The organism is Mediterraneibacter agrestimuris (assembly GCF_943193195.1).
Lineage (GTDB): Bacteria > Bacillota > Clostridia > Lachnospirales > Lachnospiraceae > Schaedlerella > Schaedlerella agrestimuris.
This window is the reverse complement of the sequence record NZ_CALPDG010000007.1, coordinates 40,806-64,266: the sequence shown is the minus strand read 5'-3', so window position 1 is coordinate 64,266 and position 23,461 is coordinate 40,806. Positions and strand designations below refer to the sequence as shown.

Sequence of the window (23,461 nt, the reverse complement as noted above, 5' to 3'; positions counted from 1 at the left end):
ATTAGCCTTTTACGGCCCCCTGTGTCAAACCACTGTAAATCTGCTTCTGACAAAGGATAAATATGATAAGAGCAGGAAGCATCGTAATAATCACACCTGCACAGATATAGTTATACTGGTTTCCAAGCGGTCCTGTAAATTTAAACAAAGAAGTTGCAACAGTAACCAGCCGGTTTTTGTCCTGAAGGTAGAGGTTTGCCGTATAGTATTCGTTATATACACCAACACCTTTAAGGATCATAACTGTTACGATGGCAGGTTTTAAAAGCGGAAACAGAATCCGGAAAAATACGCCAAAGTAAGTACATCCATCCATAATTGCCGATTCATCCAGAGATGTGGATATATTTTCAAAAAACTGGATAAATATATATATGGAAATGATATCCGTACCACACATCATAATGATGTAACCCGGCAGGAAATTGATCCATCCCAGACTGTACATAATCTGATATACAGATACCTGCATTGCAATACCCGGAAGGAGGGATGCAAACAAAAACAAGTTTCTAATCAAACCGTTTCCTTTAAATTTAAATCGACTCAGCACATATGCCAGCATAGAACCGGTCATAATAGAGCCTGCCAACACAAACATCAAAATAATAGTTGAGTTACGAAATGCAATGCCCATGTTTGCCTGCGACCACGCCTGAACAAAATTTTCAATATATGCCCAGCTCTGTGGAAGCGTCATAACATTTGTAGATGCATATTCATCCGGTGTCTTAAAAGCAGTAATAATACAAACAACAACCGGGAGTATAGAAATAAATGATCCCAAAATCAAAGAAACATATTTAAAAATCGACCATACAATTCTTTTAATTCCTGCAAATGTCATTATTTTACGCCTCCCTTCGCCTGTAATTCCATCTGTTTTTTACGTTTTCTCACTGCCCTGACCGCCTCATGATCACCTACACCAAAGTAGTATCTTTCAATACCCTTCTGAATCAGGGTAACAATCATGATCAGAACTAACAATACGATCGCCATAGCTGATGCCAGACCAACTTTCTGACTTTCATGTGCCAGCTTATTCATAATTACAAAGTAAGTTCCTGTACCGAAGTTGCCTCCTGTAATAACATAAGGCGGTTCAAACACACTGAGTGAACCCGTTATGGAAAGAATCATATTCAATACGATGATCGTTTTGATACTCGGAAGAACAATATATCTAAATTTCTGAAATCCATTTGCCCCGTCGATCGCTGCCGCTTCATAAAGAGAAGCATCTACAGACATGATTGCTCCGATGAACATTACCATATTCTGTCCCATATACCGCCAAATTGAAGTTGCGGCTACAGAGATATTGTTGATACTTGTATCCTTTAACCAGTATGGTAAGTTCTCCAGTTCAAATCCGCACCATTGCAGGACTGTATCCAAAACAAATCCTCTGGTATAAAAGAATTTGAAAATAAAACCTACCGCAATACCACATACCAGATAAGGGAAAAACATAAACCCTTTAAAGACTCCACCGGCTTTTGTTTTAAAACTCAAAATATATGCAAAATATAATGCCAGTCCAAGCTGAATAAAAGAAGCCACAATGTAATAACCGCTTAGCTTTAATGCACTAAAACAGTCTTTTCTGGTGAAAACTTCCAGATAGTTCTGAAATCCTACGAATTCTCTGTCACCGATGTATTTCATATCATAGAAACTAAATCCTATCATTTTTCCAAAAGGAATATATGTAAACACAATTAATAAAGTTAACGGCACTAACATGAATGTAATTATTACCAGTTTTTGATTAACCTTCCCTGATTTAAGCCACGCTGAAAAACTTTTCATCTTTTTCGTATTCATAAACCCTCTACACACTCCTTTCTCCCTATTAAAAAGTGGGATTTTCACCCCACTGACTAATATTAATATGTAATACCATTAGACTCCTGAGCAGCTGTCCATTTTTCATTCCATTCATTCACCATATCTTCCATCGTTTTTGTACCAGCTGTAGCTTCTTCAACAATTTCTTTAGGTATTGCTCCGGATACATTGATTCCCAACTCAGACTCATTATTTACATCATTAAATAAGTTCACATCCTCACTTGGAGCCGGATTGTTAACTACAAGCTCTACACCTTCCAATGCCGCAAGTGCATCCGGCATCTCAGCTCCGATTACTGCAGATAATCCGCCCTCTCCCTGTGCAAATCCGGATTCTTCCAGCAGCCATTTAATATAGCACATTGCAGCAATCTGATTATCTGTTGAGCTATTGCAGTTAATACCATAGTTATAATCACCACCGGCTGCAATATACTGTTTTCCGTCAACTGTAATAGGAAATGCCATATATCCAATATCATCTGCATTATCTCCAGCCTGCTGCATTTGAACCAGTGACCATGAGCCGAGAGCCATGCATCCAATCTTACCGCTGTTTAGCATTCCCTTACTTCCTTCCCAGTCAGTTGTAGTCGGATCTTCTTCAGTAAGTCCACGTTTTACAGCTTCATATAAAGTGTTATATACAGCATACGGACCGGTGCCGTCACCTCTGTCAGAAAACGGATTTTCTCCCTTTGTCAATCCTTCATATGCAAAATCTGGATCTCCGGTTGCTCCCCCGTCAATATATGCATCCCATGCTGTCATGGTCCATCCTGCCGCAAAGTTTGTATAAAGCGGGATTGCATCTGTATTGTCTTTAATTTTTTGCAGCGCATCCAAAAATTCATCCGGTGTTTTAGGAACTTCTGTTATTCCTGCATCCTCAAACACTGCCTTGTTATATACAACCCCCTGAACATTTGCCATAGACGGAACGCCATAAGAAGTGTCCTCATAAGAATATGCTTCCAGGAACTTGCCTTCATATATTTCCGAAAGCTTTTCTTTTTCTCCCAAAGCAGCAAAATAATTTCCAAGTTCATCCTTATCCACTGTCATAGGAATCATACAGATATCTCCCCAGTCACCTGTGGTAAGACGTGTTGTAATATCATCTGCATAATTTGTAATTCCTTCGTATTCGACATTAATATTCGGATACATTTTTTGAAATTCTTCAACATATCCCTTAAAAGTAGTATCGACAACATCTGTCTTGTGTGTCAGGAATTTCAGATCCGCTTTGATATCCGTATAGTCCTCTCCCAGCTTAATCTGATCAATCGTTACGTCTACCTCTTGCTTTTCAACCTTCTCCTTTTTGCCTCCACAAGCTGTAAGTGACATAACCATCGTTGCTCCAAGTACTACTGTCAGTACCCGTTTCAATGTTTTTCTTCATAACTATTCTCCTTTTCTTTTTTATAGACTTACTTTTAAGTTAAATTAACTATAACATATTAACTTAACAAACTCAATATTTTTTCATTAATAAACATATGTACTTTTCATTTTCGTCAATTTAGCAAATAATTGTAATCGTTTTTTGTCTATTATTACTATTTTTCTTTTATTTTATATATCTTCCCCGCTTGAAACACAACCTTTTGTTTAACTTAATTTAATTAAAAAAGAAGAGTGATCATAAATCACCCTTCCTCAATTACCTTTATTCCGACTTTTTACAGTCTTCTTTTTAACTATTCTTCCTGTTATAATCTGAATCCCACTGTCATATTTCTTATGTTTGATTTTTTTGATCAATCCTTTTACACACATTTCCGCCATACGTTCCATATCGACTTCATAAGAAGTAATCTGATGTTCATTCATACCTATCGGTAAAAAATTATCAAATCCAACCACTGAAAAATCTTCCGGCACTCGATATCCGGCCTCTTCAAGATTTCTAATCAAAATCTGGGCTGTCCCATCACAGTTACACACAAAAGCATCCAAATCCCCCGGCTCTTCCAGTATTTTCTCAAGGAGCTTTCCGTTTTCACCACGATCAGGTATCTCCCATTCCGGTTCAAACGCAATCCGGTTCTCCCTCAATGAATGCCTGTATCCCCAATATCTGTCCGCGATACTGCTGGTTACATCCACACTGCCTACATATCCAATTTTTCTATGTCCTAATTCTATTAAATAGTTTGTTAACTGATAAGTCCCATAGTATCCATCCGAAATAACCGTATCAAGTTCTATAAAAGGAACATAGGTATCTAAAAAAAACACCGGCAGTTCCGTTTGCTTCACCATATTAATAATATATCTCTCATCCATTTGCCCAAGAAAGATTAATCCATCCACCTTGCCATCTTGCATTACTTTCGGAATATTACCTGCTTTTTCATCTTCATTTGTAAGTAATTCCAGAATCCCGAAATATTGATTGTCATATAAAGCCCTTACAACCTTTTCATAAAGCTGTCCATAAAATGAAATAGAAAATCCATAATAATTTTCAGGAATAATTACACCAATATTTCCAGTCTCTGGCTTGGATGTTGTATTAGAGACGTACCCCATTTCATCCGCAATAGTTTTGATCTTGACTCTGAGTTCATCACTCACCCCCTGCTTTCCGGACAATGCTTTTGACACAGCAACATTACTAACCCCAACTTTTGCTGCTATATCTGCCAACGTCACATCCTTAGCCATTCACAATTCCTCCATTCTAAGTTAACATTTCCCTATCCTTATGTTAAATAAACTTATTAATCCACTACATTTAATATAGCTAAGCTACTTCAAATTGTCAAGCAGAGCTTACCTGTTCTTACTATATCTATTTTGAAACTTATATTTTTATTGAGAACCAGGTAAAATATTATAAAGACTATTCAGAAATCATGGAGGCACTTTCGATGACAATGCAAACAGATCAGCAGACTGACTATGATTCCATATATCAGATAGTTAAAAATGCTTTTAAAACCGCTGAACAAAGCGATGGAAATGAACAGGATATTATTCCAGTCTGTTATTCATGGATTAGTTATCTACAGGCTGATGATCCGTCTAGATCATGGACGAGATTCTACCGGCACGGATTCTTACAATGACCGCAGTCTCCGCCGCAATGTATAGATTTTCCTGCCTTTTTATCCTTTATCATTTTCCGTAGGACAAGTCCTACAGCTCCTGCCAATATAAGTAGTACAATTATTGTTCCCATAAATTCTACACCTCACTTCTATATTCTTTTATGGTTAGTTTATGCTAACTCTCGGTATTTGTCAATATCTTTTTTATTATTCTTTACTATCTTTCGCTATATGGAGTCAAAATCACAACCATTTATTCGCCTTCCGGCAGATGAAAATTAACAGCCTACATCACCGTCCAATGCCAGTAATGCAAACATAAAAAAACAGAGGGGACAGAAGGACGACATCCACATGCCCCCAACAGCATACACCATGACCAACAGAAGGATTCCGACAAATGCAGAGGTTACCGCATTTTTATAACAAGCAAAAACATGAATATTCTATCGGGTATTTGACTTACTAAAAGAATTGCCGCAAATGATTTGAAGATTAAATTCAAATTGTTTCTATGAGTCAATTAAACCAATCCGTTCCGAGCTTTATTTTTAACCTATTCCACTGTTCTCTAAATTATCTTTTGGAATATTTAAAGGATGGTTGACAATCTGTTGTCTTATTGCACCAGCAGCTGTTATTGCTTGTGCAAGGCTTCTTAAAGGCCGCATCCGTACTCGGTTATCATAAGCATTATGATGTAAAGTCGCCGCGGTAGCTCTATGAAATGCGTTTGGAGAAGGAGGTATCATCAAATTTGTCCCTGGCGCTCCATCTAATTCGATTAAGTTCCAAGGTTGATTCACATTATTTTCGTTAAAATAATTCTCATGCATGTGTGCTATATTAAGCGGAATAATGTGATGCATTTCTCCCCCTGAGGATGCATGTGGTGTCTTATTACGCCAGGGGTCTGTCTTATGCTGGCTATATGTAGGATCCGTTTTACGCAGATATGGATTCGGATCCATACCTGAATAATTTACTTTTTCTTGCTTTCTTGTCTGCATGTGATATTGACATGAGTACATTTTAGCGCCTCCTTTTTCATTTTGTAATCAGATTATAGCAAAAAAGAAAACACAAAATGTAGATATATCACAAACAGTCTTGTATTGTCAGAAAATGATGTCCGCATCAGAACAACTCTCCTAGCCTCTGCGGAAAGTTTCCTGAATAGAAAAGAGGCGACCTTGACTACGGCTTCTCACCTTGTCTTAGACCACTTCTTTTATTTTTCCAGACATTGCAAAATTGGTTCAATATATTTTTTATCCGAAATATCATAGGATGAAGAAATCATTTTTAACATTACCTGTTCTTCTTTGGTCTTGTCTTTTTTTGCTTTAAGCGTTTTTACAAACATTTTCATCATAAGCTTAGACGGAACAGACATTTTCTCATAACTGAATCCTCCCGGGCAATAAAATATTTTTACCTTTTTTCGCTCTGATTCATTAAAAATCTGCTTAAAGGCTATTTCAATTTCTGGATTGTCTATCGGACTTCCCCCAACGCAAAATACAATCAGCTTCTTATCTGCCCACCTGTCTATATTGCTCTTAAACCAACTGATTTTACTGATACTGCCCGCACAAGCCCAGCTTCCGAAAATAATTGCATCATATGATGTCAAATCTTTCTTTTTTGCAACTGATAATTCAATGCAGTCTGCCCCTGCCGATTTTGCTATCCATTTGGCATACCGCTTTGTAAACCCTGTTTGTGAATTATAAATGATTGCTGTTTTCATTACTTTTCCTCCCTCCTTCTTAGTGCATCGTTCATAAATATCTGGTATACAAGCCCCTGCTGTGAAAAAATCTCATCTATAGGTATGCCCGGTGAAGATACAGAAAAAATCGTACCAAGACCAATCGTATAGATCAGCATATTCAAATGTAGCCGCTTTGCACATTCAACGCTTATATCTAAGTCTTTGGCAATCACTTCTGCCATATCGGGATTCGTTTCAGTTTCATATATATCATTTAAGGAAGTTATGTTTTTGCGTTCCTGCAAAATAAACATTTTTAGAATATAAGGTTCTTCTTTCGCGAGCTGAATATATGCCCTACCGGTACTTCGGAACAAATCATTCCTGTCAATGTGGGAAACAATGTATCTTCTGATGAAACTCCTTGCTTTATTTCCAACATCCTCACGAAGTCCATCCATATTAGTACAATAACTGTAAATCGGCTGCACCGAACAACCAAGTTCATCAGCAATGCTCTTGACCATCACCTTCTCCATACCACTTCTACGGGCAATTTCAAAAGCGACATCTACTATCATATCTTTTGTTATCCGTTGTTTTGGCATTGTTGCCCCTCCATATAATCAATTTATATAAGTCATTTATATAAGTTGATTATATTTCTATACCAGACAAAAGTCAATACAATTAAATTATAAGTAAGAAAGCAATCACATGCTTTTCGGAAGTTTCCTAAATAAAAAAAGAAGTAACCTTGACTATACTTCTCACCTTGTCTAAGATCACTTCTTTTATCTTTCTAATTTCTCCTCACAATATCCATCTTTACCTTGTCATGCTACTCAAGTTCACCTCGGGACAATCATTTTATAATCCATGTCTATGTAAAACCTCACACCTTCCAATTCAATAAACGAGAAGTCATCGCCTTTTATATACAACTATCTGCGGCTCCGCACCATTGCATCCATATTCACACACAAGAAGATACTTATCATCCGCCACAATGCCATAGCATCTGTCACTGCCGGAGATTTCAATTTGATTTCCCCAATAAACACGATTATCTTCCAGCAATTTTACGGATTGCCCGTTTGTCAATGTATACTCTAAATTAACGTAAAATCCATTCAACAAATTTAGGTCATTCACATGTAGACCTTGAATCCCAAGCGCATTAAATTCCTCAATCAACGTTTCTTTCATCTTTTTGAACACTTCAAAACCGCCCCGTTTGATACACTCTGCCGCAATGCATGTTCCTCCAAATGGATGTCCCTCTGTTTTCACGCAACCACCGCAATCATCTCTTCTATTACATTCGCCGCAGCATTCGGCCCCGCAAATTGATAACATAATTTTTCCTCCCAATTTTGATTTATATGATTCAATAGTAACTTGACTTTCTGTTTGGCCTTCTTTTGATTCTCAACAGTTTAATGAAGTCATTAAACAAAGAGGTATCCACTGGCTCAAACATTATCCATTTCCCGTCATGATAAGTTTGAGCTTTGTCATATATTTCTTGAATTTCCTTCCCGTAATTTTCTCTTTCTGTTTCAAATTTTAATCTTTCGTTTTTCCCGAAGATAATCATAAACCCCACACAGTTTTCTCTTGCATATAATGCACACAGCGTTTTACCACCCCGGCGATATTTATATTCATATTTCCATACTTTACCGCCTTTATCCCATAAACAATCCATGTCATATTTTTCATCAATTAAAGCACATAACTTATTCCATACATCATATAGAGATTTTCCAACTAAAGATGTCATTTCTTCTTCGTTAGGTATCGTGTCAAGCATTTTAGCCCTTGTATGATGTTTGTAGAAACAAAACACCATAACTTCCTTTCTTTTTAATATCGTGGTTCAATACAACTCAGATACTGTGGACTTTTGATTATTACCCTGTAGCCTGACTACTCAACAGGAGTGTATTGCCGCTGCCTTTATCTGAATTGTTTATCTGCTGGATGAGCCGGAGCATATATTCCCGAGTTCTTATTTCAATCAAGTCTACGATGATAATCGCCTGTGGATATCACAGTATCAGACTTTTAGGAAAGGGAGGTACAACCTCATGATTTACGTAGGCATCGACATTGCCAAGCTCAACCATTTTGCATCAGCCATATCTTCTGATGGCACTGAACTCATGAAGCCGTTCAAATTTATGAATGACGGTGATGGCTTCCAAATGTTGGATCCCCGTCTCTCTGCATTTTCTTATGAAGACGACAGCTTCATCATCGGTCTTGAATCGACGGCACACTACGGCGACAACCTTGTAAGACACCTTGTTGACGGCAGTTACAACGTGTGTGTGTTGAACCCCATCAAAACCTCAGTCATGCGTAAAGAGAACAGCTCGGCCGGTTCCGCCAGAAGACCATCAAGCAGCAGACACGCTTAAAAATCCAGCTGACTTCCTATGTTGACTAGGTCTTCCCGGAACTGCAGTATTTCTTCAAGTCCGACCTGCTTTTTGCTAATTTAAGCTTGACTTTTCATAGCTGGTCTCTTTGTTCACCTCATTATTTTTTACTTTGTTTCTTTAACTCATCTTCCATTTTTCTTTGTATATACTCAATATCAGGAAATATCAAATGAATCCCCCTCCTATACATAGCAAGAACCTCTCGCAAATTAACGGACAGTTCCCTATTCAATTTGCTATGTATAACTACCGGCTTGCCCTCAACAGTATGCACATGATCAAAGTATTTCTTTAATATGGGAAAGGCATTTTGTATCAGAAAAGTATTATCCTTTCCGGCAAATGTCCCTATAATGATGGTATTACATTTCTCATATCGTTTTATTTTCTTTTCTATAATGACTTTATACTTATCTACCTGTGAACTGATTGGAATCATCCAGTACAATTCCTTATTCCTATTATCTTAAATTGCTAAAAAATGAGGACGATAATTTCCATTCTCTTTATTGCTCATCAAGTATTTATCTTGTATTATATTAAAAAATTGGTCTTTGATATGATAAGAATATCCCTATGTTACTTCCATGCTTTCTCCCTATACAAAATCCCCACCAGAAACTGATGGGGATTCATTGACGAACTATACTACTTTTATCCCACCTGTATAGCAAGTGGCAATTATTTACGCACCGAATTATTTATACCACACACCATCGGCAAGTGGCAAAATTACGCACTATGCTTCTTATACCCGTCACATAACAAACGGCAAACATTTACTTTTATTCATAGTATAGCAAAATCTGCCGTAAATGCAACAGATTTTTCAATACCGCCACATTTATTTATGACATTAATCCATGAATGAACCCAGATAAGGATAAAATTCAAAAATTGCGTTAAAGACAGCAGGCACAGGGTATAACGGAACAGCTAAAGGAAGAAAACGCCTTAGAATGGACAGGAAGAATGAACAACATAAGGGCTTGTGTGCGGGAGATTGTAAATAAGGAAATCCTATACATATAAATATAAAAGCAGCAGGCATTGTCCCGCTGCTTTTATATATTAGAGAACTGGCATAAATTATATTTTGTAATCCCTCATATTCTCCGGGATTTCATCAATAGGTAAGTTCTTTACTGCTTCCTCACTTCCGGCTGCAATAGCCGTATCATAATACCAACATTTGTATTTCAGCATATTTTTTGTTTTTTGTAATGCTTCAATCTGCTTTTCCACTTCCTCCAAACGGGCATGAAACATTTCCCTGCGTTTTCCTAAAGAGGCATCGCCCTCTTCACACCAAGTTAAAAATTCTTTAATCGACTTGATAGACATTCCCGAAGATTTCAGACATTCAATCACTTTAAGCGTATTAATCTCTGTATCAGAAAAAACACGGATACCCCCATTACTCCGTTCCATATTCGGAAACATACCCTCACGGTCATAATAACGTAGCGTGGATATAGCAATCCCGGTGGCATTAGCGACCTCTCCAATCGAATAATACATAAGATTTTCTCCCTCTTCTGAATTTTATTAAAATTTCTCTTGACCTAAACCTAACTTTAGCTTCTATAATAATGCTACACCTGCTAGACAGCTTTGTCAACATAACATTTGTAGTAAACAAAAAAATCAAAGAGAGGTAAATGTATTATGAACATGAATTTTAATTTTAGCAACCCAACAAACCTTATTTTCGGCAGAGGTGCTTTGAACCAATTAGGGAGCCTGCCTATGCCTGGAAAGAAAGCACTGGTACTGATTTCTAACGGCAAGTCCACAAGGGAGAACGGCTACCTTGACCGCACTTTAGAACAGCTAAAAAAAGTAGGCGTAGAAACAGCCCTGTTTGACAAGATTATGGAAAATCCGATTAAGGACGTAATCATGGAGGGGGCTTCTTTTGCGAGGGAGAACCAATGTGATTTTATCGTTGCGCTTGGCGGCGGGGCTGTTATTGACGCTTCGGCTGCGATTGCGGCAATGGCGACCAATGCGGGCGACCTTTGGGACTATGTATTTGGCGGCACTGGAAAATGCAAGCCGCTTGAAAAGAAAGGGCTTCCGATTGTTGCGGTTGCGACTACTTCCGGCACGGGTTCTGAAATGAATGGGTTCGGTGTTATCTCCAATTTGGAAACAAAAGAAAAAATCGGCTTTGGCGATCCGGGGCTTACCCCCGTACTGGCAGTTGTTGACCCGGAACTTATGACAACCGTTCCTGCAAAATACACGGCATATCAAGGATTTGATGCCCTGTTCCACAATACCGAAGTGATGATGTCAAAAGGCGTTAATGTTTTGAGTGAAGCAATCGCCCTGTCTGCGATTGAAAACATCACAAAGTACCTGCCCCGTGCGGTAAAGGATGGAAAAGATATTGAGGCGAGAGAACATATCGCTTACGGAAGCACGATTGCAGGCGTTACCATGCAGCTTACCTCAACAATTGCACAGCATAGCATGGAGCATTCCATGAGCGCATATCATCATAACCTGCCGCACGGCGCAGGGCTGATAATGATTTCCAAAGCCTTTGCGGAATTTTTTATTGAGCGTCATGCCTGTGATGAACAGTTTATCAAAATGGCAAACGCTATGGGAATTGCAAATGCTGATAAGCCAGAAGATTTTATTACTGCACTTGTCAAGTTACAGGAGGACTGCGGCGTAGCTGATTTAAAAATGAGTGATTTCGGTTTTACTCCCGATGAAGCTATGACTTTGGCAAAGGGCGCACGTTCCATGCAAGGAGGACTGTTTGAAGCAAACCCTTGTGAAATGACTGACGAGGACTGCGCCGGAATTTTTGAAAAATCCTATCAATAACATTTGATAAGATAGTACCATGTCGGAAATGATACGGCATATTTAGAGAAAGGTTAGGTTATCCATTATGAAAACATTACATTAAACAATGGTATTGAAATGCCTATGATTGGCTTCGGTGTGTTCCAAATTACGGACTTACAACTATGTGAGCAGGTTGTTTCGGATGCAATTTCGGTTGGTTATCGTTTATTAGATACAGCCAGTGTTTATAAAAATGAAAGTGCTGTCGGAGCTGCAATCCATAAAAGCGGCATACCGAGAGAAGAATTTTTTGTCACATCAAAAGCATATATGCCGGAAATGGGATATGAAAAAACAAAAGAAGCATTTGAACGAACACTGTCAAAAATGGGATTGGATTATTTAGACTTATACTTAATTCATCAGCCATTTGCCGATTATTATGGGGCATGGCGGGCAATGGAGGAATTATACAAAAAAGGACTTATCCGTGCTATTGGCGTAAGCAATTTCCCCAGTGACCGCATTATCGACCTTTGCTACAATACAGACACTATTCCTGCTGTTAATCAGATAGAATTACACCCATTTTATCAGCGGGAAGATGAACTTGAAATTTTGAAAGAGTACAAAATTCAGCCGCAGGCATGGGCGCCATTTGCAGAGGGATTAAATAATATGTTCTCAAACCCGGTGCTTACTAAAATCGCTAATACACATGGTAAGTCTGTTGCACAGGTAATACTCCGTTGGAATGTTGAGCGCAATGTTATAACAATACCAAAATCAACCCATAAAAACAGAATGGAAGAAAATTTCAACATTTGGGATTTTGAATTGTCTGATAATGATATGGCGGAGATTTCCAAACTTGATTTACACCGCCCGCAGATGTTAGATACGAGAAATCCTAATGAAGTAAAACGGGTATATGGATTTAAGGATAATCCCGTTATTACTTCTCTGTAATAAAAAATTGGAGGTATAAAAAAATGAACATCTTAGTATTGAACGGAAGTCCACGCCCACACGGTAATACGGCTGCATCAGTGAACGTTTTTACTGACGAAGCACAAAAAGCCGATCATTATGTAACTGTCTTTCAGATTGGAAACAAAGATATTCGAGGTTGAAAAATTGTGATAGCTGTCGTTCCACACTGAACGGGAATTGTGTTCAGAAAGACGATATACAGGAGATATACCCCGTTATGAGGAAATGTGAAATGCTAGTGATTGCCTCCCCAATCTACTACTATTCACTGACCGGGCAGACCCATTGTGCAATCGAAAGGATATGAACAAGGAGTGAAACATCATGGCAATTGGCGAGAGAATACATTTTTTCCGCATCATGCGGGGCATGACACAGAAATATCTTGGTATGCTTGTCGGGTTTCCCGAACGGAGCGCTGGCTCTTGACATACCCGACATATCAAACTTAATTGATGCTTCATGGTAGTGGTTATGTCTCGCACAGATTCATATGTATAAATCCACTGTTTTGATTCATTATATATTTCTGAAACAAATTTAAAAATCTGGGGGTTGTCAACAATAGTTGAAAAATTTCCTTCTTTATTGGCTTCCCATATTTTTAATTGACTATGTAACTGCTTGTCCACAAACACAAATACTGGAATCCCTTTAGCTTTTGCATGTAGATATTCTAAATTCGTAATAGATTTCCCTCTCTCTGTCACATACCCATATCTTGTTCCAACAATAAGTATAAAAATATCAGCCAATTTATCAACATTACTCAAGCAATTTTCAAAAGTACCAATACACGGGTCAATAGGAAATGAACTAAATTCAGACAACATAGCTTGAAAACCGTAATTGATTTCAAAAAAATCTTTTAAGTCTTCTCGAACCTGTTTGAGGTCATAGCAAGTAGAACTAACAAAAACTACTGGTATATGTCTATCTGTATTCATAATTTCTCCTTATCTTGTTTTATACTTTGTTAATAAGATTTTGCCTCAACGCTTCAATGCTCTCTTGATTCCTTCTTAGAATTTCCAGCTGCCTATATGCTTTTTCTCTTAATATTTTTAACCTCTCAATTTTAGGCACTTCCTGTCTTATCAAATCAGCATTGGTGTCCTCCAAATTAATAAGCACAACTAATTCCTCTGCAGAAGCAAAATCTCTGATATTAGGTGATTTTCCGCTTATTCCCTTTTCGTTTCTCCATTGCGCCGCTGTCTTGCCAAACAAAGCCATATTAAGAATATCCGCTTCGGATGCGTATGTATATGCCATTTCCTGCGGGGATAATGTTGGTGTTATCAGAAATTCCTTTACCGCATCTGTATGAATACGATAATTTATTTTTGAAAGTTCCCTCTTAGCATCCCAACCAATCGCTAGTCGATTAGCTTCATCTTTCTTTAACCGCTGATAGTCCTTAATAATATAGAGCTTAAATTCTGGGGAAATCCACGATGCAAACTCAAAGGCTATATCTGTATGGGCATATGTACCTCCATATCGTCCTGATTTTGATATAATACCGATTGCGTCTGTTGCTCTTATCCACTGTTGCGGTGTCAATGTAAATGCATTATCTCCCGATTCCGCTTTAAACCTATCGAATTCGATAGGTTTAAAATTGGGATTATGAATCTGTTCCCACAAACCCAAAAATGAGATTGTGGAATGATTACGCATCCAGTTCGCAACCACGATAAAAGCATTGTCTGGATTTTTATATTTGGCAATATCCGTTAAAGAAATATAAGCTTCTTCATTTACGACATCACCCATTACTCTGATTTCTGTTCCATTGGCATCTATTTTCATATTTTTCATTATCTCCAATCACTTCCTTTAGCACAGATTATCCCTTATATGACAGCATATATAACAGACACTCTTGCAGCAATTTTTCTGGATTGTGTTCCAATTCTATTATTGCTTTTATCTCCACTTTAGCCTTATACGGAATATTGTTATTATTCTCAATAATCTTTTTTAAGACTTCCTTTACTGTTTTTTCATCTAAATTACCAGCCATTTACAAATACCCTCCCCATCACATTACAACCGACAAACCATAATGTATTCTTCTTCATTTTCGTCAATGACTTCAAAACCTGCTTTCTGATACATACGAGCCGCATAATTTGCCTTTTGCACAGAAAGAGAGGTCTGCTTATAGCCTTTATTCTTTAAAAATTCAAGCATATCTCTCATAAGCGCTGTACCAATGCCCATATTTCTGTATTCCTCATACAGTGACATAGCAAATGAGGGTGTCTCATCATCAATATGCCCGTAATCATCCATAACACGCACCCATACTGCGCCTACAATCTTTTCTTTTACTTCCGCAACCAAACACCAATCGTCTGATTTTCCAAAATCAGCAATATATACCTGAAGTTCTGGCTGTTCAATAATAGCTTTTGGCGGCTTTTCCATTCCCACTGGAATAAAAATCGCTTCATACAGAAACTCAGATAATACGTAATATTCATTTTCTCTGATTTCTCTAATCCGATAATCCATACTTATATAACCTCAAAAAATCAAACAACAAAATTAGCGATACCATATATTAAATGACAAATTAGAAAAATGGAAATTGGCACAACTGCTATCATATTTTTTCTATCAATAGCAAAAAACATAAACGCCAAACACGGGGAAATTGTCAACCCCAATATAACACCTGTATTCACAACGCCTACATAATAGCTTACCCAACTTGCAAAATATATTAAGCAACAAATTATCACAAAAATAATCAAAGGAGTAATATGGAATTTATGGTTCTTTATGTTTACAAAAATACACAAAGCTATAACCATCAAAATCTGACAGACAGAAGCTATGGTATCAATCACTTCAGTAACCGATTCCGTCCTTAATACATCATTAGGTGCTGGAACAGCAAACCAAATAAAGTTAGGTATCATTATAATCAAAAACAATAACAGTCCATAAATATTGAAACCAAACTTATATTCTTTTAGCACCAAATTCACTCCTTTATTTCCGCTTTTAACAAAGAATACATTTTCATATCAATCACCTTGCTATTCTTCACAGCATTGTTTCTCAATGTACCCTCATACTGAAACCCTACTTTTTCAAGCACCCTGCAAGACGCTATATTATAAGCAAAGGGCTCTGCGTAAATACGGATAATATCGCTTTTAGCAAAAATATATTCGCAAATTTGCTTAACAGCTTCGGTCATAATACCTTTGCCCCAGTATTCTTCGGCAATATAATATCCTAACTCGGCGGTTTGCCTATGAATATTGCCCTGCCGAAAAATGCCAATACTGCCAATCACCATATTATCTACAGTAATAGCAAAAGCAAAGGTTTCGTTTTCCTCTGCGGAAAGCATAGCAGAAATAAACTCTTTTCCATCCTGTTCGGTGTAAGGATAGGGCAACCCATCACGAAGATTATCTTGTACTTTTTTATTTGAAAGCGCAGCCGCCAAATCTTTTGCGTCTGATAGTTCCCATTTTCTTATTCTGCATTTCATTTTTCAAGTCCTCTCAATCTACATTTTCAATTATCTTTCAGTTTTTTCTCCATGATTTCATAAACCAACTTCACATCATTTTCCAATTCGTATATCCCATGTCCCACCGTTTTATAGCCTCTATGCTCATATAAACACGCTGCCGGAAGCGAAGCGTCCAAGATAACCGTATCATATGTTTTGGAAATTTCTTTTTCCAAACAATTCATAATATACGAGCCGCAGCCATGATTTTGATAAGCGGGCAACACATATACTCCTATAATATGATTATCATCAAAACAACCTGTTCCGATAATCATATCGTTATACATCAACACTCCCATATTTCCCGATGCTATTCCGTTTAGAATGTGTTCTTTACTATGATGTCTGCAAAAGAAATCCACTACTTCCTTTGGATAATATTTCGGATATATGGTTTCAATAGCCGTATGTAAAACATTTTGAATATCATCCGCCATATCAAAAGTTGCACCTATATAATTCATATCGTTCCTCCGACAAGCTGCTTCTCATTCTAACTTTTCTTATCAATTATACACAAAAGCATAGGCTTTTTCAATTCCCCAAACTACTCTTGTTTAGGCTTCTGCGGCACTCCCATATACCATAGAAGTGCCGCCCCACCGCCTATAAATAAATTATCTCACGCTCTACAACCTCCCTCACGCAAGCCCGAATATTATTTATTTTCTGAACCCATAAAAGCTGATTTTCTGCTTTTAACTGTTCCGTCACCCTCTGATTTTCGGCATATTCCTTTACCAACCGAAAAAACATATCTTCTGCCTGTTCATTCACACTTGACAAATATTCATTCAACCTGCCGCTTGTCAGCAGATTGAGATATACAAGCTGCTTGTGCTCTTTGAGATACCGTAAATGACGTTTCCTCGCCTGCCGTCTCGGTCGGTTCGCAGCTTGAGTGCCACCGGCACTCGCTCACCCCCAAATTCCAATCGGCTTTTCTTCTTTGGAAGGTAATGCAAGCACTGGGATGTAATAGTCGCCTTGCTTTGCATACCAAAGACCGTTTCGTCATAAATTCTGTTTTCCATAGTGTTTTTCCTACTTTTCCTCTTGATTATTTCTAAAGCGTTTCCCACGCCGCTTAGACTGTTGTTCTGCTTTTGCCCGCTCTAAAAGATTGTTCATCTGCTTACTCCCGAAGGACTTTCGGAGAAGCTTATAATCTTTGTTTTCCGCACGGAGATTTTGATTTTCTCCTACTAATTCTTCGTTGTCTTTTGTCAATCTCTCATTTTCATGGTGAAGATTACTATTTGTGGTATTCAACCGATAATAGTTGTCATACGCTTCAAAACATCTTATAAGAGCTGTTTTAACAAGCGATTTCAGCTTTTGCACCAAAGGTTCTGCCACTTTGTTTCTATATGGCTTCGCAGACATGAACCCCTGCGGCTCTAGTAACTGATACTCTGGAGAAGTATCAAGCACCTGCTCAAGTGTTTTTAAGTTTTCCATGCCTTTGTCGTAATTCTCCACCCTATTCGACAATACTTGAAATTCCTCTTTTTTCTCCAAAGTTTCTGCTCTTGTTGGTCTCTGCCCGACACTTCAAGCGTGGCGGCGTTGCCGATGCGTTTTTCTTTCCGCAACAGGAACGCACCGTCAGCCGCACCGAGCAAGCCAGTAGTCCCCGAAATCATATCGAACTTATCATCAGACCCTTGCTTTCTGGTATGATGGACAATCAAGATACAGATGCCATAGCTATCTGCAAACCGTTTCAAACTTGTAATAACCTCATAGTCATTTGCGTAACTGTAATTATCCCCGCCGACTTCACGCACCTTTTGGAGGGTGTCAATAATAATCAGTCTTGTGTCTGTATGCTGTTTCATAAATTCCTGCAACTGTTCATCCAAACCATTGCCAAGATTACCCGCCGAAACAGAAAAGAATAAATTGTCTGCCCCGTCCGTGCCAAACATCCGGTACAGCCTTTCCTGCAGGCGGCGGTAATCATCTTCAAGGGCAAGGTACAAGACCGTTCCTTTTCGGACGGGATATTCCCACAGCGGCACTCCCATACTGGTATGGTACGCAATCTGCGCTATAAGAAAGCTCTTGCCGACTTTTGGCGCGCCTGCGAAAAGATAAGTGCCAGGGTAGAGCAGACCCTCAATCAAAGGCGGCTTGCTCGGATATACAGAATCATACAATTCAGCCATAGATACAGTTTCAAGAACTTTTCTATTGTTTTTCGGCGGGTAATTGGTTATACTGTTATTGTTTACATTAGGCGGTTGTTCCGTATCTGCGCCAACAGATACATTCGGGGCAGCCGTTTCTTTTTTATTCGCCATCTTCACTCTCTCCTTTCAGACCACCAAGGATAACGGCAATCAGCTCGATTGTGTCAAGCAGTTCTCCATTTACACCCTCACCCGCTTCAATTCTCTGCAATTCTGCAAGGACGGCGGCAAGCTCATTGCGGAGCGCCTTATACACCCTCGGATTGCCCTGCACTACTACATCTTGGCATAAGAGCCGCCTTGTGATATAGTCCTGCTTGGTAAGCCCCGAAAGCCGCACCGCTTTATCAATCCGCTCATTTTCTTCGGGAGATACCCGAAACGCAACGGTCTTATTCCTCCAACGGTTGCAGTTATCTAAGTTCTTTGCTGACATATCAAAAATCCCCCTTTCCTAAATCATCAAGCCTGTCTGCCATTTCTGCCTGCTTTGACGGAAACAAATGAGCGTAACGGTAAGTGATTTCAATGCTCTCATGCCCTACTCTGTCAGCAATCGCCACCGCCGAGAATCCCATGTCAATCAATAAACTGATGTGGCTATGCCGCAAATCGTGAATCCGTATGCGTTTCACCCCTGCGGTTTTTGCGCCCCTGTCCATCTCGTGATGGAGGTAACTCTTTGTTACCGTGAAAATGCGGTCTTTCTTCTTTAAACCGTACAGCATATTGATATATTCCTGCATTTCCTCACAGAGAAACTTTGGCATCTTGATTGTGCGGTTGCTCTTTTTTGTTTTCGGAGAGGTAATCACGTCCTCCCCATGCAGGCGTTGGTAGGATTTGTTAATCGTGACCGTTTCCTTATCAAAATTGAAATCAGCGGCGGTCAAAGCTAATAATTCTCCCTCTCGGATTCCGCACCAGTAAAGCATCTGGAACGCATAATAGGAAACTGGCTTGTCCATCATTTCATCCGTAAACTTCTTATATTCCTCTTTTGTCCAGAACAGCATTTCCTTGTGTTCCTCGCTCCCCATGTTCCCCGCCTTTGCCGCAGGGTTGGAACGGAGGTCATAATAGCGCACTGCATGGTTGAAGATAGCGGAAAGCTGGTTGTGGACAGTTTTCAGATACGTCTGCGAATAGGGATTGCGTTTTTCATCACGGTAGGCAAGCAGCTCATTCTGCCATGCGATGATTTCCTTTGTGCCAATCCCGCTGATTTTCATCCTGCCAAAGTACGGAAGAATCTTCGTCCGAATGATATGCTCCTTTGTCAGCCAAGTGTTTTCTTTCAGTCGGTTCTTGACATCATTTGCATAAAGCTCTGTAAAGGCTTCAAAATCCATGTCAAGGTCAGCGGAATTTTGTAGCTGAAACTTACGCTCCCATTCCTGCGCCTCCCGTTTTGTGACAAACCCACGCTTACACTTCTGTTTCCGTTCCCCTTTCCAGTTCACATACCGAGCCATCACATACCAAGTGCCGTTACCCTCGTTCTTAAATACTGGCATTTAATCCATCTCCTTTCCCTGTTTTTCTCCTGCCCCGTAAAACCTTTCTTGGAAATACTGGCGGTTTACTCTCCCTGCAATTGTGATAACCCCCTGCTCCTTCAGCTCGTCATTTAATTTCTTGATGAGTTTGTAGGCATAAGGCTTTGATACGGAAAACTCTTGCGCCACCTCATCTACACGGATAAATTTGTTGTCCATACAACCTCTCCTTTCCTTATCTTTCCTTATTGCCGCCCGTTACTCTTGGCATATAGGTATGCCCTTGCGGCGTTTCTTTTTCTAAGCGTTTTTGCTTAATTCATAATACTAAACATTTTTGCTACTGTCAATAGGTTTGTAAGAAAATATTAAACTTTTTTGCTTTGTTTCTCTTGACTTTCATTAAGCATATATGCTATACTCCTTATAAACATACCCACAGGGCATACCGCAACACATGCCCTTCGGGCGGGCAGACTTCGTCTGACAAAGTATAAGAACAAGGAGTGAAACATCATGGCAATTGGCGAAAGAATACATTTTTTCCGCATCATGCGGGGCATGACACAGAAATACCTTGGTATGCTTGTCGGGTTTCCCGAACGGAGCGCAGACGTACGTCTGGCACAATATGAAACAGGCTCTCGTAAGCCAAAAGCAGACTTGACGGCTACACTGGCGCAAGCTCTGGACGTTGTGCCGCAGGCTCTTGACATACCCAACATTGACAGCTACATCGGGCTTATGCACACCTTATTTGCCCTTGAGGACATTTATGGTATTACCATTACTGAAGCAAACGGAGAAGTCTGCTTAAAGGTCAACAAAGACAAAAGCAAGGATGCCGCCGAACTGCTGAAAATGCTCTGCGCTTGGCAGGAACAGGCTGCAAAGCTCTCCGCAGAGGAAATCAGCAGGGAATATTACGACCAGTGGCGGTACAATTACCCGAAGTTTGACACCACGCAGCATTGGGCGAAAGTCCCCTCTAAAGAATTGGGCGATGCCTTAGTTGAAGCGTTCAAAGACAAGCTGCCAGAATAACCAAGCCAGATTGGAAGGTGTAAAAAACGTGATTATCAGAAAATACCGCCCCTCGGACTGTAAACACTTAGCGGAGCTGTTTTATCAGACTGTCCACTCTATAAATGCCAAAGACTACACAGATGAACAGTTAAACGTCTGGGCAACTGGCAATGTAAACATAAATGAATGGAATCAATCATTATCCGAGCATTTTACGCTTGTCGCTGTGAATGACCACATCATAGTGGGTTTTGGCGATATTGACAGTACAGGCTACCTAGACAGACTGTATGTCCACAAGGACTATCAAAGCCAAGGGATTGCCACCGCTGTCTGCGATAAACTGGAACACGCTTTTTCGGTAAGCAAAATAACCACACATGCTTCCATCACTGCAAAGCCGTTCTTTCTTCACAGAGGATATAGCATAATTAAGGAACAGCAGGTAGTCAGGTCAAATATCTCCTTGACGAATTACATTATGGAAAAACCGCTTTAACCATTACCCCAATTCACCAATCAAAAAGAACGACAAAAACGCCCTTAGCCATGAGTTCCTACCCACAGCTAAGGGCATTATAATATGGATTCGTTCAGAGCCAAGCAGAGTTTGGGCAATATATGCGATGAATGTTTACATTCAAGAGCATATATTGGCAAAAATCCATTTGGCGGATACGCCACAACTCGGAAATATGTAATATTTCCGAGTATGGCTCTGAACACTAGCCAGCCGCTTGCAAATCATTCTCCCACCAACAAACCACTTGACAGTAAGAATAATCACACTCAAACGACTGTTATCAATTTGTTATCAAAAGACCTTTCAAAAATCCGCAAACCCGCATAAACACTGGATTTACTAAGCATTTTTGTTTATTCGAACTCTATGGTCGCTGGTGGCTTGGGGCTCATATCGTAACATACTCTGTTGACATTATCTACTTCATCCAGTATCCTCTGAGTAATCTTATCCAGAATCTCCCAATCTACACGCTCAATACTTGCAGTCATAGCATCAATCGTATTGATTGCACGGATAATTACCATATATTCAAAGCATCTTGCATGGTTCTTCATACCGACAGATTTGAAATCAGGCACAACAGTAAAGTACTGCCATACTTTCTTATCCAGTCCAGCTTTTGCAAACTCTTCTCTCAAAATCGCATCTGATTCACGAACAGCCTCCAGCCTGTCTCTCGTAATTGCGCCAAGACATCTTACTCCAAGCCCCGGTCCCGGGAACGGCTGACGGTAAACCATCTCTGCCGGCAATCCAAGTTCCACACCGCAGGCACGAACTTCATCTTTAAACAGCTGTGCCAGAGGCTCTACCAGCTCAAACTGTAAATCTTCCGGCAGTCCCCCCACATTGTGATGAGATTTTACCATCTTCGCTGTCTTTGTTCCGCTTTCAATGATATCGGGATAAATAGTTCCCTGTCCAAGGAAATCAATCCCGTCCAGTTTTCTTGCTTCTTCCTCGAAGACACGAATGAACTCGCCGCCGATAATCTTACGTTTCTCTTCCGGCTCTGCCACACCTTCCAGCTTACCAAGGAAACGCTCTGTTGCATCTACATAAATCAAATTTGCATGGAGCTGATTTTTGAACACTTCTACTACATTCTCAGATTCATTTTTACGCATCAGACCATGATTCACATGTACACAAACAAGCTGCTGACCAATTGCTTCTAACAAAAGCGCTGCCACTACAGAAGAGTCTACACCGCCTGACAAGGCTAATAGTACCTTTCTGTCGCCAACCTGCTGGCGAATCAGTTCTACCTGATCTGCAACAAAGTTCTTCATGTTCCAGTTTGGCTCTGCCTTACACTGCTCAAAGATAAACTCACTCAAGACATCCCGGCTTGGAAGTTCCTCCAGCTTCACCGCACATTTTGCAGTCGGATGGTCAATAGCGATTACTGGATATCCGCAGTTATAAATCTCATCGAGCACTTCTACTGCCGCACCGTCTACTATACGGTTCTCTCCACCATTCAAAATAATCCCCTTTACATTATCCAACTTCTTCAGTCCGTCTGCGGTAATATCATGCGGATGGATTTCACTGTACACACCAAGATCCCTGATATTTCTTGCCAGTACGGTATTTTCTGTACTTCCCATATCAAGAATTACAATCATATCCTGCTTCATAATAATTTCGCTCCTTTACGATTTTTATATACCTATTGTACACGTTCTTTCCTCATTTATCAATTTATTATTTATCGTTTACTCCATCTGGTTACTGTCAAGTAATCATTTCTTATGACAAATATTTTACTTTAATCAATAA

The 23,461-nt window shown here is 39.4% G+C and carries 30 protein-coding genes and 6 pseudogenes; 10 read left to right on the top strand and 26 right to left on the bottom strand.

The window, feature by feature from the left end; translation table 11 throughout:
- Window position 1 precedes the first annotated feature (1 nt).
- The 4 genes from NFS18_RS05705 to NFS18_RS05690 all read right to left on the bottom strand — a co-directional run bounded on the left by NFS18_RS05705 (window position 2) and on the right by NFS18_RS05690 (window position 4,532).
- Window positions 2–847, bottom strand: coding sequence for a carbohydrate ABC transporter permease (locus NFS18_RS05705; RefSeq protein ID WP_251388835.1), 846 nt, complete (start codon window positions 845–847; stop codon window positions 2–4).
- The gene (locus tag NFS18_RS05700) at window positions 847–1,830 is read right to left on the bottom strand and encodes a carbohydrate ABC transporter permease (RefSeq protein ID WP_251388833.1); all 984 of its coding nucleotides are present in this window, start codon (window positions 1,828–1,830) and stop codon (window positions 847–849) included. Before NFS18_RS05700 ends, NFS18_RS05705 begins: the two co-directional genes overlap by 1 nt.
- 62 nt (window positions 1,831–1,892) lie before the next feature.
- Window positions 1,893–3,251: an ABC transporter substrate-binding protein gene (locus NFS18_RS05695; RefSeq protein WP_251388832.1), complete on the bottom strand. Its 1,359-nt coding sequence runs from the start codon at window positions 3,249–3,251 to the stop codon at window positions 1,893–1,895.
- Window positions 3,252–3,521: 270 nt separating this feature from the next.
- A complete protein-coding gene (locus tag NFS18_RS05690) occupies window positions 3,522–4,532 on the bottom strand; it encodes a LacI family DNA-binding transcriptional regulator (protein WP_251388829.1) in 1,011 nt (336 codons plus the stop codon).
- Between the two features lie 206 nt (window positions 4,533–4,738).
- Between NFS18_RS05690 and NFS18_RS05685 the strand changes: the two genes are divergently transcribed.
- Window positions 4,739–4,936, top strand: coding sequence for a hypothetical protein (locus tag NFS18_RS05685; protein ID WP_251388826.1), 198 nt, complete (start codon window positions 4,739–4,741; stop codon window positions 4,934–4,936).
- Here the strand turns inward: NFS18_RS05685 and NFS18_RS19925 are convergent.
- The 6 genes from NFS18_RS19925 to NFS18_RS05655 all read right to left on the bottom strand — a co-directional run bounded on the left by NFS18_RS19925 (window position 4,912) and on the right by NFS18_RS05655 (window position 8,451).
- Window positions 4,912–4,989 carry a hypothetical protein gene (locus NFS18_RS19925; protein WP_408631550.1) on the bottom strand — a complete coding sequence of 26 codons (78 nt, stop codon included), beginning with the start codon at window positions 4,987–4,989 and terminating at the stop codon, window positions 4,912–4,914. The genes NFS18_RS05685 and NFS18_RS19925 overlap by 25 nt on opposite strands.
- Window positions 4,990–5,469: 480 nt before the next feature.
- Window positions 5,470–5,949 (bottom strand): hypothetical protein, encoded by a 480-nt coding sequence (locus tag NFS18_RS05675; protein ID WP_251388822.1) that lies wholly within the window; start codon window positions 5,947–5,949, stop codon window positions 5,470–5,472.
- Between the two features lie 200 nt (window positions 5,950–6,149).
- Window positions 6,150–6,671 (bottom strand): flavodoxin domain-containing protein, encoded by a 522-nt coding sequence (locus tag NFS18_RS05670; protein WP_251388819.1) that lies wholly within the window; start codon window positions 6,669–6,671, stop codon window positions 6,150–6,152.
- Complete coding sequence (locus NFS18_RS05665; protein WP_251388817.1) at window positions 6,671–7,243, bottom strand: TetR/AcrR family transcriptional regulator; 573 nt, start codon at window positions 7,241–7,243, stop codon at window positions 6,671–6,673. Before NFS18_RS05665 ends, NFS18_RS05670 begins: the two co-directional genes overlap by 1 nt.
- Window positions 7,244–7,559: 316 nt before the next feature.
- Window positions 7,560–7,994: a DUF3795 domain-containing protein gene (locus NFS18_RS05660; protein ID WP_251388815.1), complete on the bottom strand. Its 435-nt coding sequence runs from the start codon at window positions 7,992–7,994 to the stop codon at window positions 7,560–7,562.
- A gap of 31 nt (window positions 7,995–8,025) precedes the next feature.
- On the bottom strand, window positions 8,026–8,451 hold the full coding sequence (locus NFS18_RS05655) for a DUF3788 domain-containing protein (protein WP_251388813.1): 426 nt from the start codon (window positions 8,449–8,451) through the stop codon (window positions 8,026–8,028).
- A 277-nt stretch (window positions 8,452–8,728) separates the two neighbouring features.
- Between NFS18_RS05655 and NFS18_RS05650 the strand changes: the two genes are divergently transcribed.
- On the top strand, window positions 8,729–9,061 hold the full coding sequence (locus tag NFS18_RS05650; protein ID WP_251388811.1) for an IS110 family transposase: 333 nt from the start codon (window positions 8,729–8,731) through the stop codon (window positions 9,059–9,061).
- Between the two features lie 121 nt (window positions 9,062–9,182).
- Here NFS18_RS05650 and cptIN read toward each other — a convergent pair.
- Window positions 9,183–9,539: pseudogene (gene cptIN, locus NFS18_RS05645) on the bottom strand (type III toxin-antitoxin system CptIN family toxin); the annotation flags it as partial.
- A 455-nt stretch (window positions 9,540–9,994) separates the two neighbouring features.
- Here cptIN and NFS18_RS05640 point away from each other — a divergent pair.
- Window positions 9,995–10,117, top strand: a pseudogene (locus NFS18_RS05640) (TnpV protein); the annotation flags it as partial.
- A gap of 57 nt (window positions 10,118–10,174) precedes the next feature.
- Here NFS18_RS05640 and NFS18_RS05635 read toward each other — a convergent pair.
- Window positions 10,175–10,606, bottom strand: coding sequence for a MerR family transcriptional regulator (locus NFS18_RS05635; RefSeq protein WP_251388807.1), 432 nt, complete (start codon window positions 10,604–10,606; stop codon window positions 10,175–10,177).
- Between the two features lie 147 nt (window positions 10,607–10,753).
- On the opposite strand from NFS18_RS05635, the gene NFS18_RS05630 reads away from it, so the two are divergent.
- From NFS18_RS05630 to NFS18_RS05615, 5 genes and pseudogenes are all read left to right on the top strand, one after another.
- Window positions 10,754–11,929, top strand: a complete 1,176-nt coding sequence (locus tag NFS18_RS05630; protein ID WP_331477538.1) for an iron-containing alcohol dehydrogenase — start codon at window positions 10,754–10,756, stop codon at window positions 11,927–11,929.
- A 105-nt stretch (window positions 11,930–12,034) separates the two neighbouring features.
- Complete coding sequence (locus NFS18_RS05625; protein WP_251388805.1) at window positions 12,035–12,862, top strand: aldo/keto reductase; 828 nt, start codon at window positions 12,035–12,037, stop codon at window positions 12,860–12,862.
- A gap of 23 nt (window positions 12,863–12,885) precedes the next feature.
- Window positions 12,886–13,026, top strand: coding sequence for an NAD(P)H-dependent oxidoreductase (locus NFS18_RS05620; RefSeq protein ID WP_251388803.1), 141 nt, complete (start codon window positions 12,886–12,888; stop codon window positions 13,024–13,026).
- The gene (locus NFS18_RS19920) at window positions 13,023–13,193 is read left to right on the top strand and encodes a flavodoxin family protein (protein ID WP_408631549.1); all 171 of its coding nucleotides are present in this window, start codon (window positions 13,023–13,025) and stop codon (window positions 13,191–13,193) included. Before NFS18_RS05620 ends, NFS18_RS19920 begins: the two co-directional genes overlap by 4 nt.
- Window positions 13,194–13,210: 17 nt before the next feature.
- Window positions 13,211–13,306, top strand: a pseudogene (locus NFS18_RS05615) (helix-turn-helix domain-containing protein); the annotation flags it as partial.
- Window positions 13,307–13,560: 254 nt separating this feature from the next.
- Here the strand turns inward: NFS18_RS05615 and NFS18_RS05610 are convergent.
- The 13 genes and pseudogenes from NFS18_RS05610 to NFS18_RS05550 form a co-directional block, all read right to left on the bottom strand.
- Window positions 13,561–13,833: pseudogene (locus NFS18_RS05610) on the bottom strand (DUF4062 domain-containing protein); the annotation flags it as partial.
- 19 nt (window positions 13,834–13,852) lie between these two features.
- Window positions 13,853–14,710, bottom strand: a complete 858-nt coding sequence (locus NFS18_RS05605) for a KilA-N domain-containing protein (protein ID WP_251388801.1) — start codon at window positions 14,708–14,710, stop codon at window positions 13,853–13,855.
- 28 nt (window positions 14,711–14,738) lie between these two features.
- Window positions 14,739–14,915, bottom strand: coding sequence for a hypothetical protein (locus NFS18_RS05600; protein WP_251388799.1), 177 nt, complete (start codon window positions 14,913–14,915; stop codon window positions 14,739–14,741).
- A 23-nt stretch (window positions 14,916–14,938) separates the two neighbouring features.
- Window positions 14,939–15,409 (bottom strand): GNAT family N-acetyltransferase, encoded by a 471-nt coding sequence (locus NFS18_RS05595; protein WP_251388797.1) that lies wholly within the window; start codon window positions 15,407–15,409, stop codon window positions 14,939–14,941.
- A 20-nt stretch (window positions 15,410–15,429) separates the two neighbouring features.
- Entirely contained in the window at window positions 15,430–15,879 is a 450-nt protein-coding gene (locus NFS18_RS05590; RefSeq protein WP_251388794.1) for a hypothetical protein, read from the bottom strand.
- Window positions 15,880–15,884: 5 nt separating this feature from the next.
- Entirely contained in the window at window positions 15,885–16,403 is a 519-nt protein-coding gene (locus NFS18_RS05585; protein WP_251388792.1) for a GNAT family N-acetyltransferase, read from the bottom strand.
- 26 nt (window positions 16,404–16,429) lie between these two features.
- On the bottom strand, window positions 16,430–16,894 hold the full coding sequence (locus NFS18_RS05580; RefSeq protein WP_251388790.1) for a GNAT family N-acetyltransferase: 465 nt from the start codon (window positions 16,892–16,894) through the stop codon (window positions 16,430–16,432).
- Between the two features lie 142 nt (window positions 16,895–17,036).
- Window positions 17,037–17,464: pseudogene (locus NFS18_RS05575) on the bottom strand (TnpV protein).
- A 10-nt stretch (window positions 17,465–17,474) separates the two neighbouring features.
- Window positions 17,475–17,891, bottom strand: a complete 417-nt coding sequence (locus tag NFS18_RS05570) for a hypothetical protein (RefSeq protein WP_251388789.1) — start codon at window positions 17,889–17,891, stop codon at window positions 17,475–17,477.
- A 56-nt stretch (window positions 17,892–17,947) separates the two neighbouring features.
- Window positions 17,948–18,736: pseudogene (locus NFS18_RS05565) on the bottom strand (AAA family ATPase); the annotation flags it as partial.
- Window positions 18,726–19,061 carry a plasmid mobilization protein gene (locus NFS18_RS05560; RefSeq protein ID WP_251388787.1) on the bottom strand — a complete coding sequence of 112 codons (336 nt, stop codon included), beginning with the start codon at window positions 19,059–19,061 and terminating at the stop codon, window positions 18,726–18,728. The pseudogene NFS18_RS05565 and the gene NFS18_RS05560, both read right to left, overlap by 11 nt.
- Before the next feature lies 1 nt (window position 19,062).
- A complete protein-coding gene (locus tag NFS18_RS05555; RefSeq protein WP_251388786.1) occupies window positions 19,063–20,142 on the bottom strand; it encodes a site-specific integrase in 1,080 nt (359 codons plus the stop codon).
- Entirely contained in the window at window positions 20,143–20,343 is a 201-nt protein-coding gene (locus NFS18_RS05550) for a LysR family transcriptional regulator (RefSeq protein WP_251388785.1), read from the bottom strand.
- A gap of 297 nt (window positions 20,344–20,640) precedes the next feature.
- On the opposite strand from NFS18_RS05550, the gene NFS18_RS05545 reads away from it, so the two are divergent.
- Together NFS18_RS05545 and NFS18_RS05540 are read left to right on the top strand one after the other, a co-directional pair.
- Window positions 20,641–21,168, top strand: coding sequence for a helix-turn-helix domain-containing protein (locus tag NFS18_RS05545; RefSeq protein ID WP_251388783.1), 528 nt, complete (start codon window positions 20,641–20,643; stop codon window positions 21,166–21,168).
- A 28-nt stretch (window positions 21,169–21,196) separates the two neighbouring features.
- The gene (locus NFS18_RS05540; RefSeq protein ID WP_251388782.1) at window positions 21,197–21,649 is read left to right on the top strand and encodes a GNAT family N-acetyltransferase; all 453 of its coding nucleotides are present in this window, start codon (window positions 21,197–21,199) and stop codon (window positions 21,647–21,649) included.
- Window positions 21,650–22,026: 377 nt separating this feature from the next.
- On the opposite strand, the gene guaA is transcribed toward NFS18_RS05540, so the two are convergent.
- Complete coding sequence (guaA, locus tag NFS18_RS05535; protein WP_251388780.1) at window positions 22,027–23,319, bottom strand: glutamine-hydrolyzing GMP synthase; 1,293 nt, start codon at window positions 23,317–23,319, stop codon at window positions 22,027–22,029.
- Window positions 23,320–23,461: the final 142 nt, after the last annotated feature.

What these genes read in the sequence shown, in the direction of transcription:
- NFS18_RS05650 (WP_251388811.1), top strand. Translation starts at nt 8,729, where the DNA reads ATGATTTACGTAGGCATCGACATTGCCAAGCTCAACCATTTTGCATCA.
- NFS18_RS05580 (WP_251388790.1), bottom strand. Translation starts at nt 16,894, where the DNA reads ATGAATTATATAGGTGCAACTTTTGATATGGCGGATGATATTCAAAAT.
- NFS18_RS05600 (WP_251388799.1), bottom strand. Translation starts at nt 14,915, where the DNA reads ATGGCTGGTAATTTAGATGAAAAAACAGTAAAGGAAGTCTTAAAAAAG.
- NFS18_RS05655 (WP_251388813.1), bottom strand. Translation starts at nt 8,451, where the DNA reads ATGCTTGACACGATACCTAACGAAGAAGAAATGACATCTTTAGTTGGA.
- NFS18_RS05625 (WP_251388805.1), top strand. Translation starts at nt 12,035, where the DNA reads ATGATTGGCTTCGGTGTGTTCCAAATTACGGACTTACAACTATGTGAG.
- NFS18_RS19925 (WP_408631550.1), bottom strand. Translation starts at nt 4,989, where the DNA reads ATGATAAAGGATAAAAAGGCAGGAAAATCTATACATTGCGGCGGAGAC.
- NFS18_RS05595 (WP_251388797.1), bottom strand. Translation starts at nt 15,409, where the DNA reads ATGGATTATCGGATTAGAGAAATCAGAGAAAATGAATATTACGTATTA.
- NFS18_RS05675 (WP_251388822.1), bottom strand. Translation starts at nt 5,949, where the DNA reads ATGTACTCATGTCAATATCACATGCAGACAAGAAAGCAAGAAAAAGTA.
- NFS18_RS05555 (WP_251388786.1), bottom strand. Translation starts at nt 20,142, where the DNA reads ATGCCAGTATTTAAGAACGAGGGTAACGGCACTTGGTATGTGATGGCT.
- NFS18_RS05705 (WP_251388835.1), bottom strand. Translation starts at nt 847, where the DNA reads ATGACATTTGCAGGAATTAAAAGAATTGTATGGTCGATTTTTAAATAT.
- NFS18_RS05630 (WP_331477538.1), top strand. Translation starts at nt 10,754, where the DNA reads ATGAACATGAATTTTAATTTTAGCAACCCAACAAACCTTATTTTCGGC.
- NFS18_RS05660 (WP_251388815.1), bottom strand. Translation starts at nt 7,994, where the DNA reads ATGTTATCAATTTGCGGGGCCGAATGCTGCGGCGAATGTAATAGAAGA.
- NFS18_RS05620 (WP_251388803.1), top strand. Translation starts at nt 12,886, where the DNA reads ATGAACATCTTAGTATTGAACGGAAGTCCACGCCCACACGGTAATACG.
- NFS18_RS05670 (WP_251388819.1), bottom strand. Translation starts at nt 6,671, where the DNA reads ATGAAAACAGCAATCATTTATAATTCACAAACAGGGTTTACAAAGCGG.
- NFS18_RS05560 (WP_251388787.1), bottom strand. Translation starts at nt 19,061, where the DNA reads ATGTCAGCAAAGAACTTAGATAACTGCAACCGTTGGAGGAATAAGACC.
- NFS18_RS05605 (WP_251388801.1), bottom strand. Translation starts at nt 14,710, where the DNA reads ATGAAAAATATGAAAATAGATGCCAATGGAACAGAAATCAGAGTAATG.
- NFS18_RS05635 (WP_251388807.1), bottom strand. Translation starts at nt 10,606, where the DNA reads ATGTATTATTCGATTGGAGAGGTCGCTAATGCCACCGGGATTGCTATA.
- NFS18_RS05685 (WP_251388826.1), top strand. Translation starts at nt 4,739, where the DNA reads ATGACAATGCAAACAGATCAGCAGACTGACTATGATTCCATATATCAG.
- NFS18_RS05690 (WP_251388829.1), bottom strand. Translation starts at nt 4,532, where the DNA reads ATGGCTAAGGATGTGACGTTGGCAGATATAGCAGCAAAAGTTGGGGTT.
- NFS18_RS05665 (WP_251388817.1), bottom strand. Translation starts at nt 7,243, where the DNA reads ATGCCAAAACAACGGATAACAAAAGATATGATAGTAGATGTCGCTTTT.
- NFS18_RS05570 (WP_251388789.1), bottom strand. Translation starts at nt 17,891, where the DNA reads ATGGAAAACTTAAAAACACTTGAGCAGGTGCTTGATACTTCTCCAGAG.
- NFS18_RS05545 (WP_251388783.1), top strand. Translation starts at nt 20,641, where the DNA reads ATGGCAATTGGCGAAAGAATACATTTTTTCCGCATCATGCGGGGCATG.
- NFS18_RS05550 (WP_251388785.1), bottom strand. Translation starts at nt 20,343, where the DNA reads ATGGACAACAAATTTATCCGTGTAGATGAGGTGGCGCAAGAGTTTTCC.
- NFS18_RS05585 (WP_251388792.1), bottom strand. Translation starts at nt 16,403, where the DNA reads ATGAAATGCAGAATAAGAAAATGGGAACTATCAGACGCAAAAGATTTG.
- guaA (WP_251388780.1), bottom strand. Translation starts at nt 23,319, where the DNA reads ATGAAGCAGGATATGATTGTAATTCTTGATATGGGAAGTACAGAAAAT.
- NFS18_RS05700 (WP_251388833.1), bottom strand. Translation starts at nt 1,830, where the DNA reads ATGAATACGAAAAAGATGAAAAGTTTTTCAGCGTGGCTTAAATCAGGG.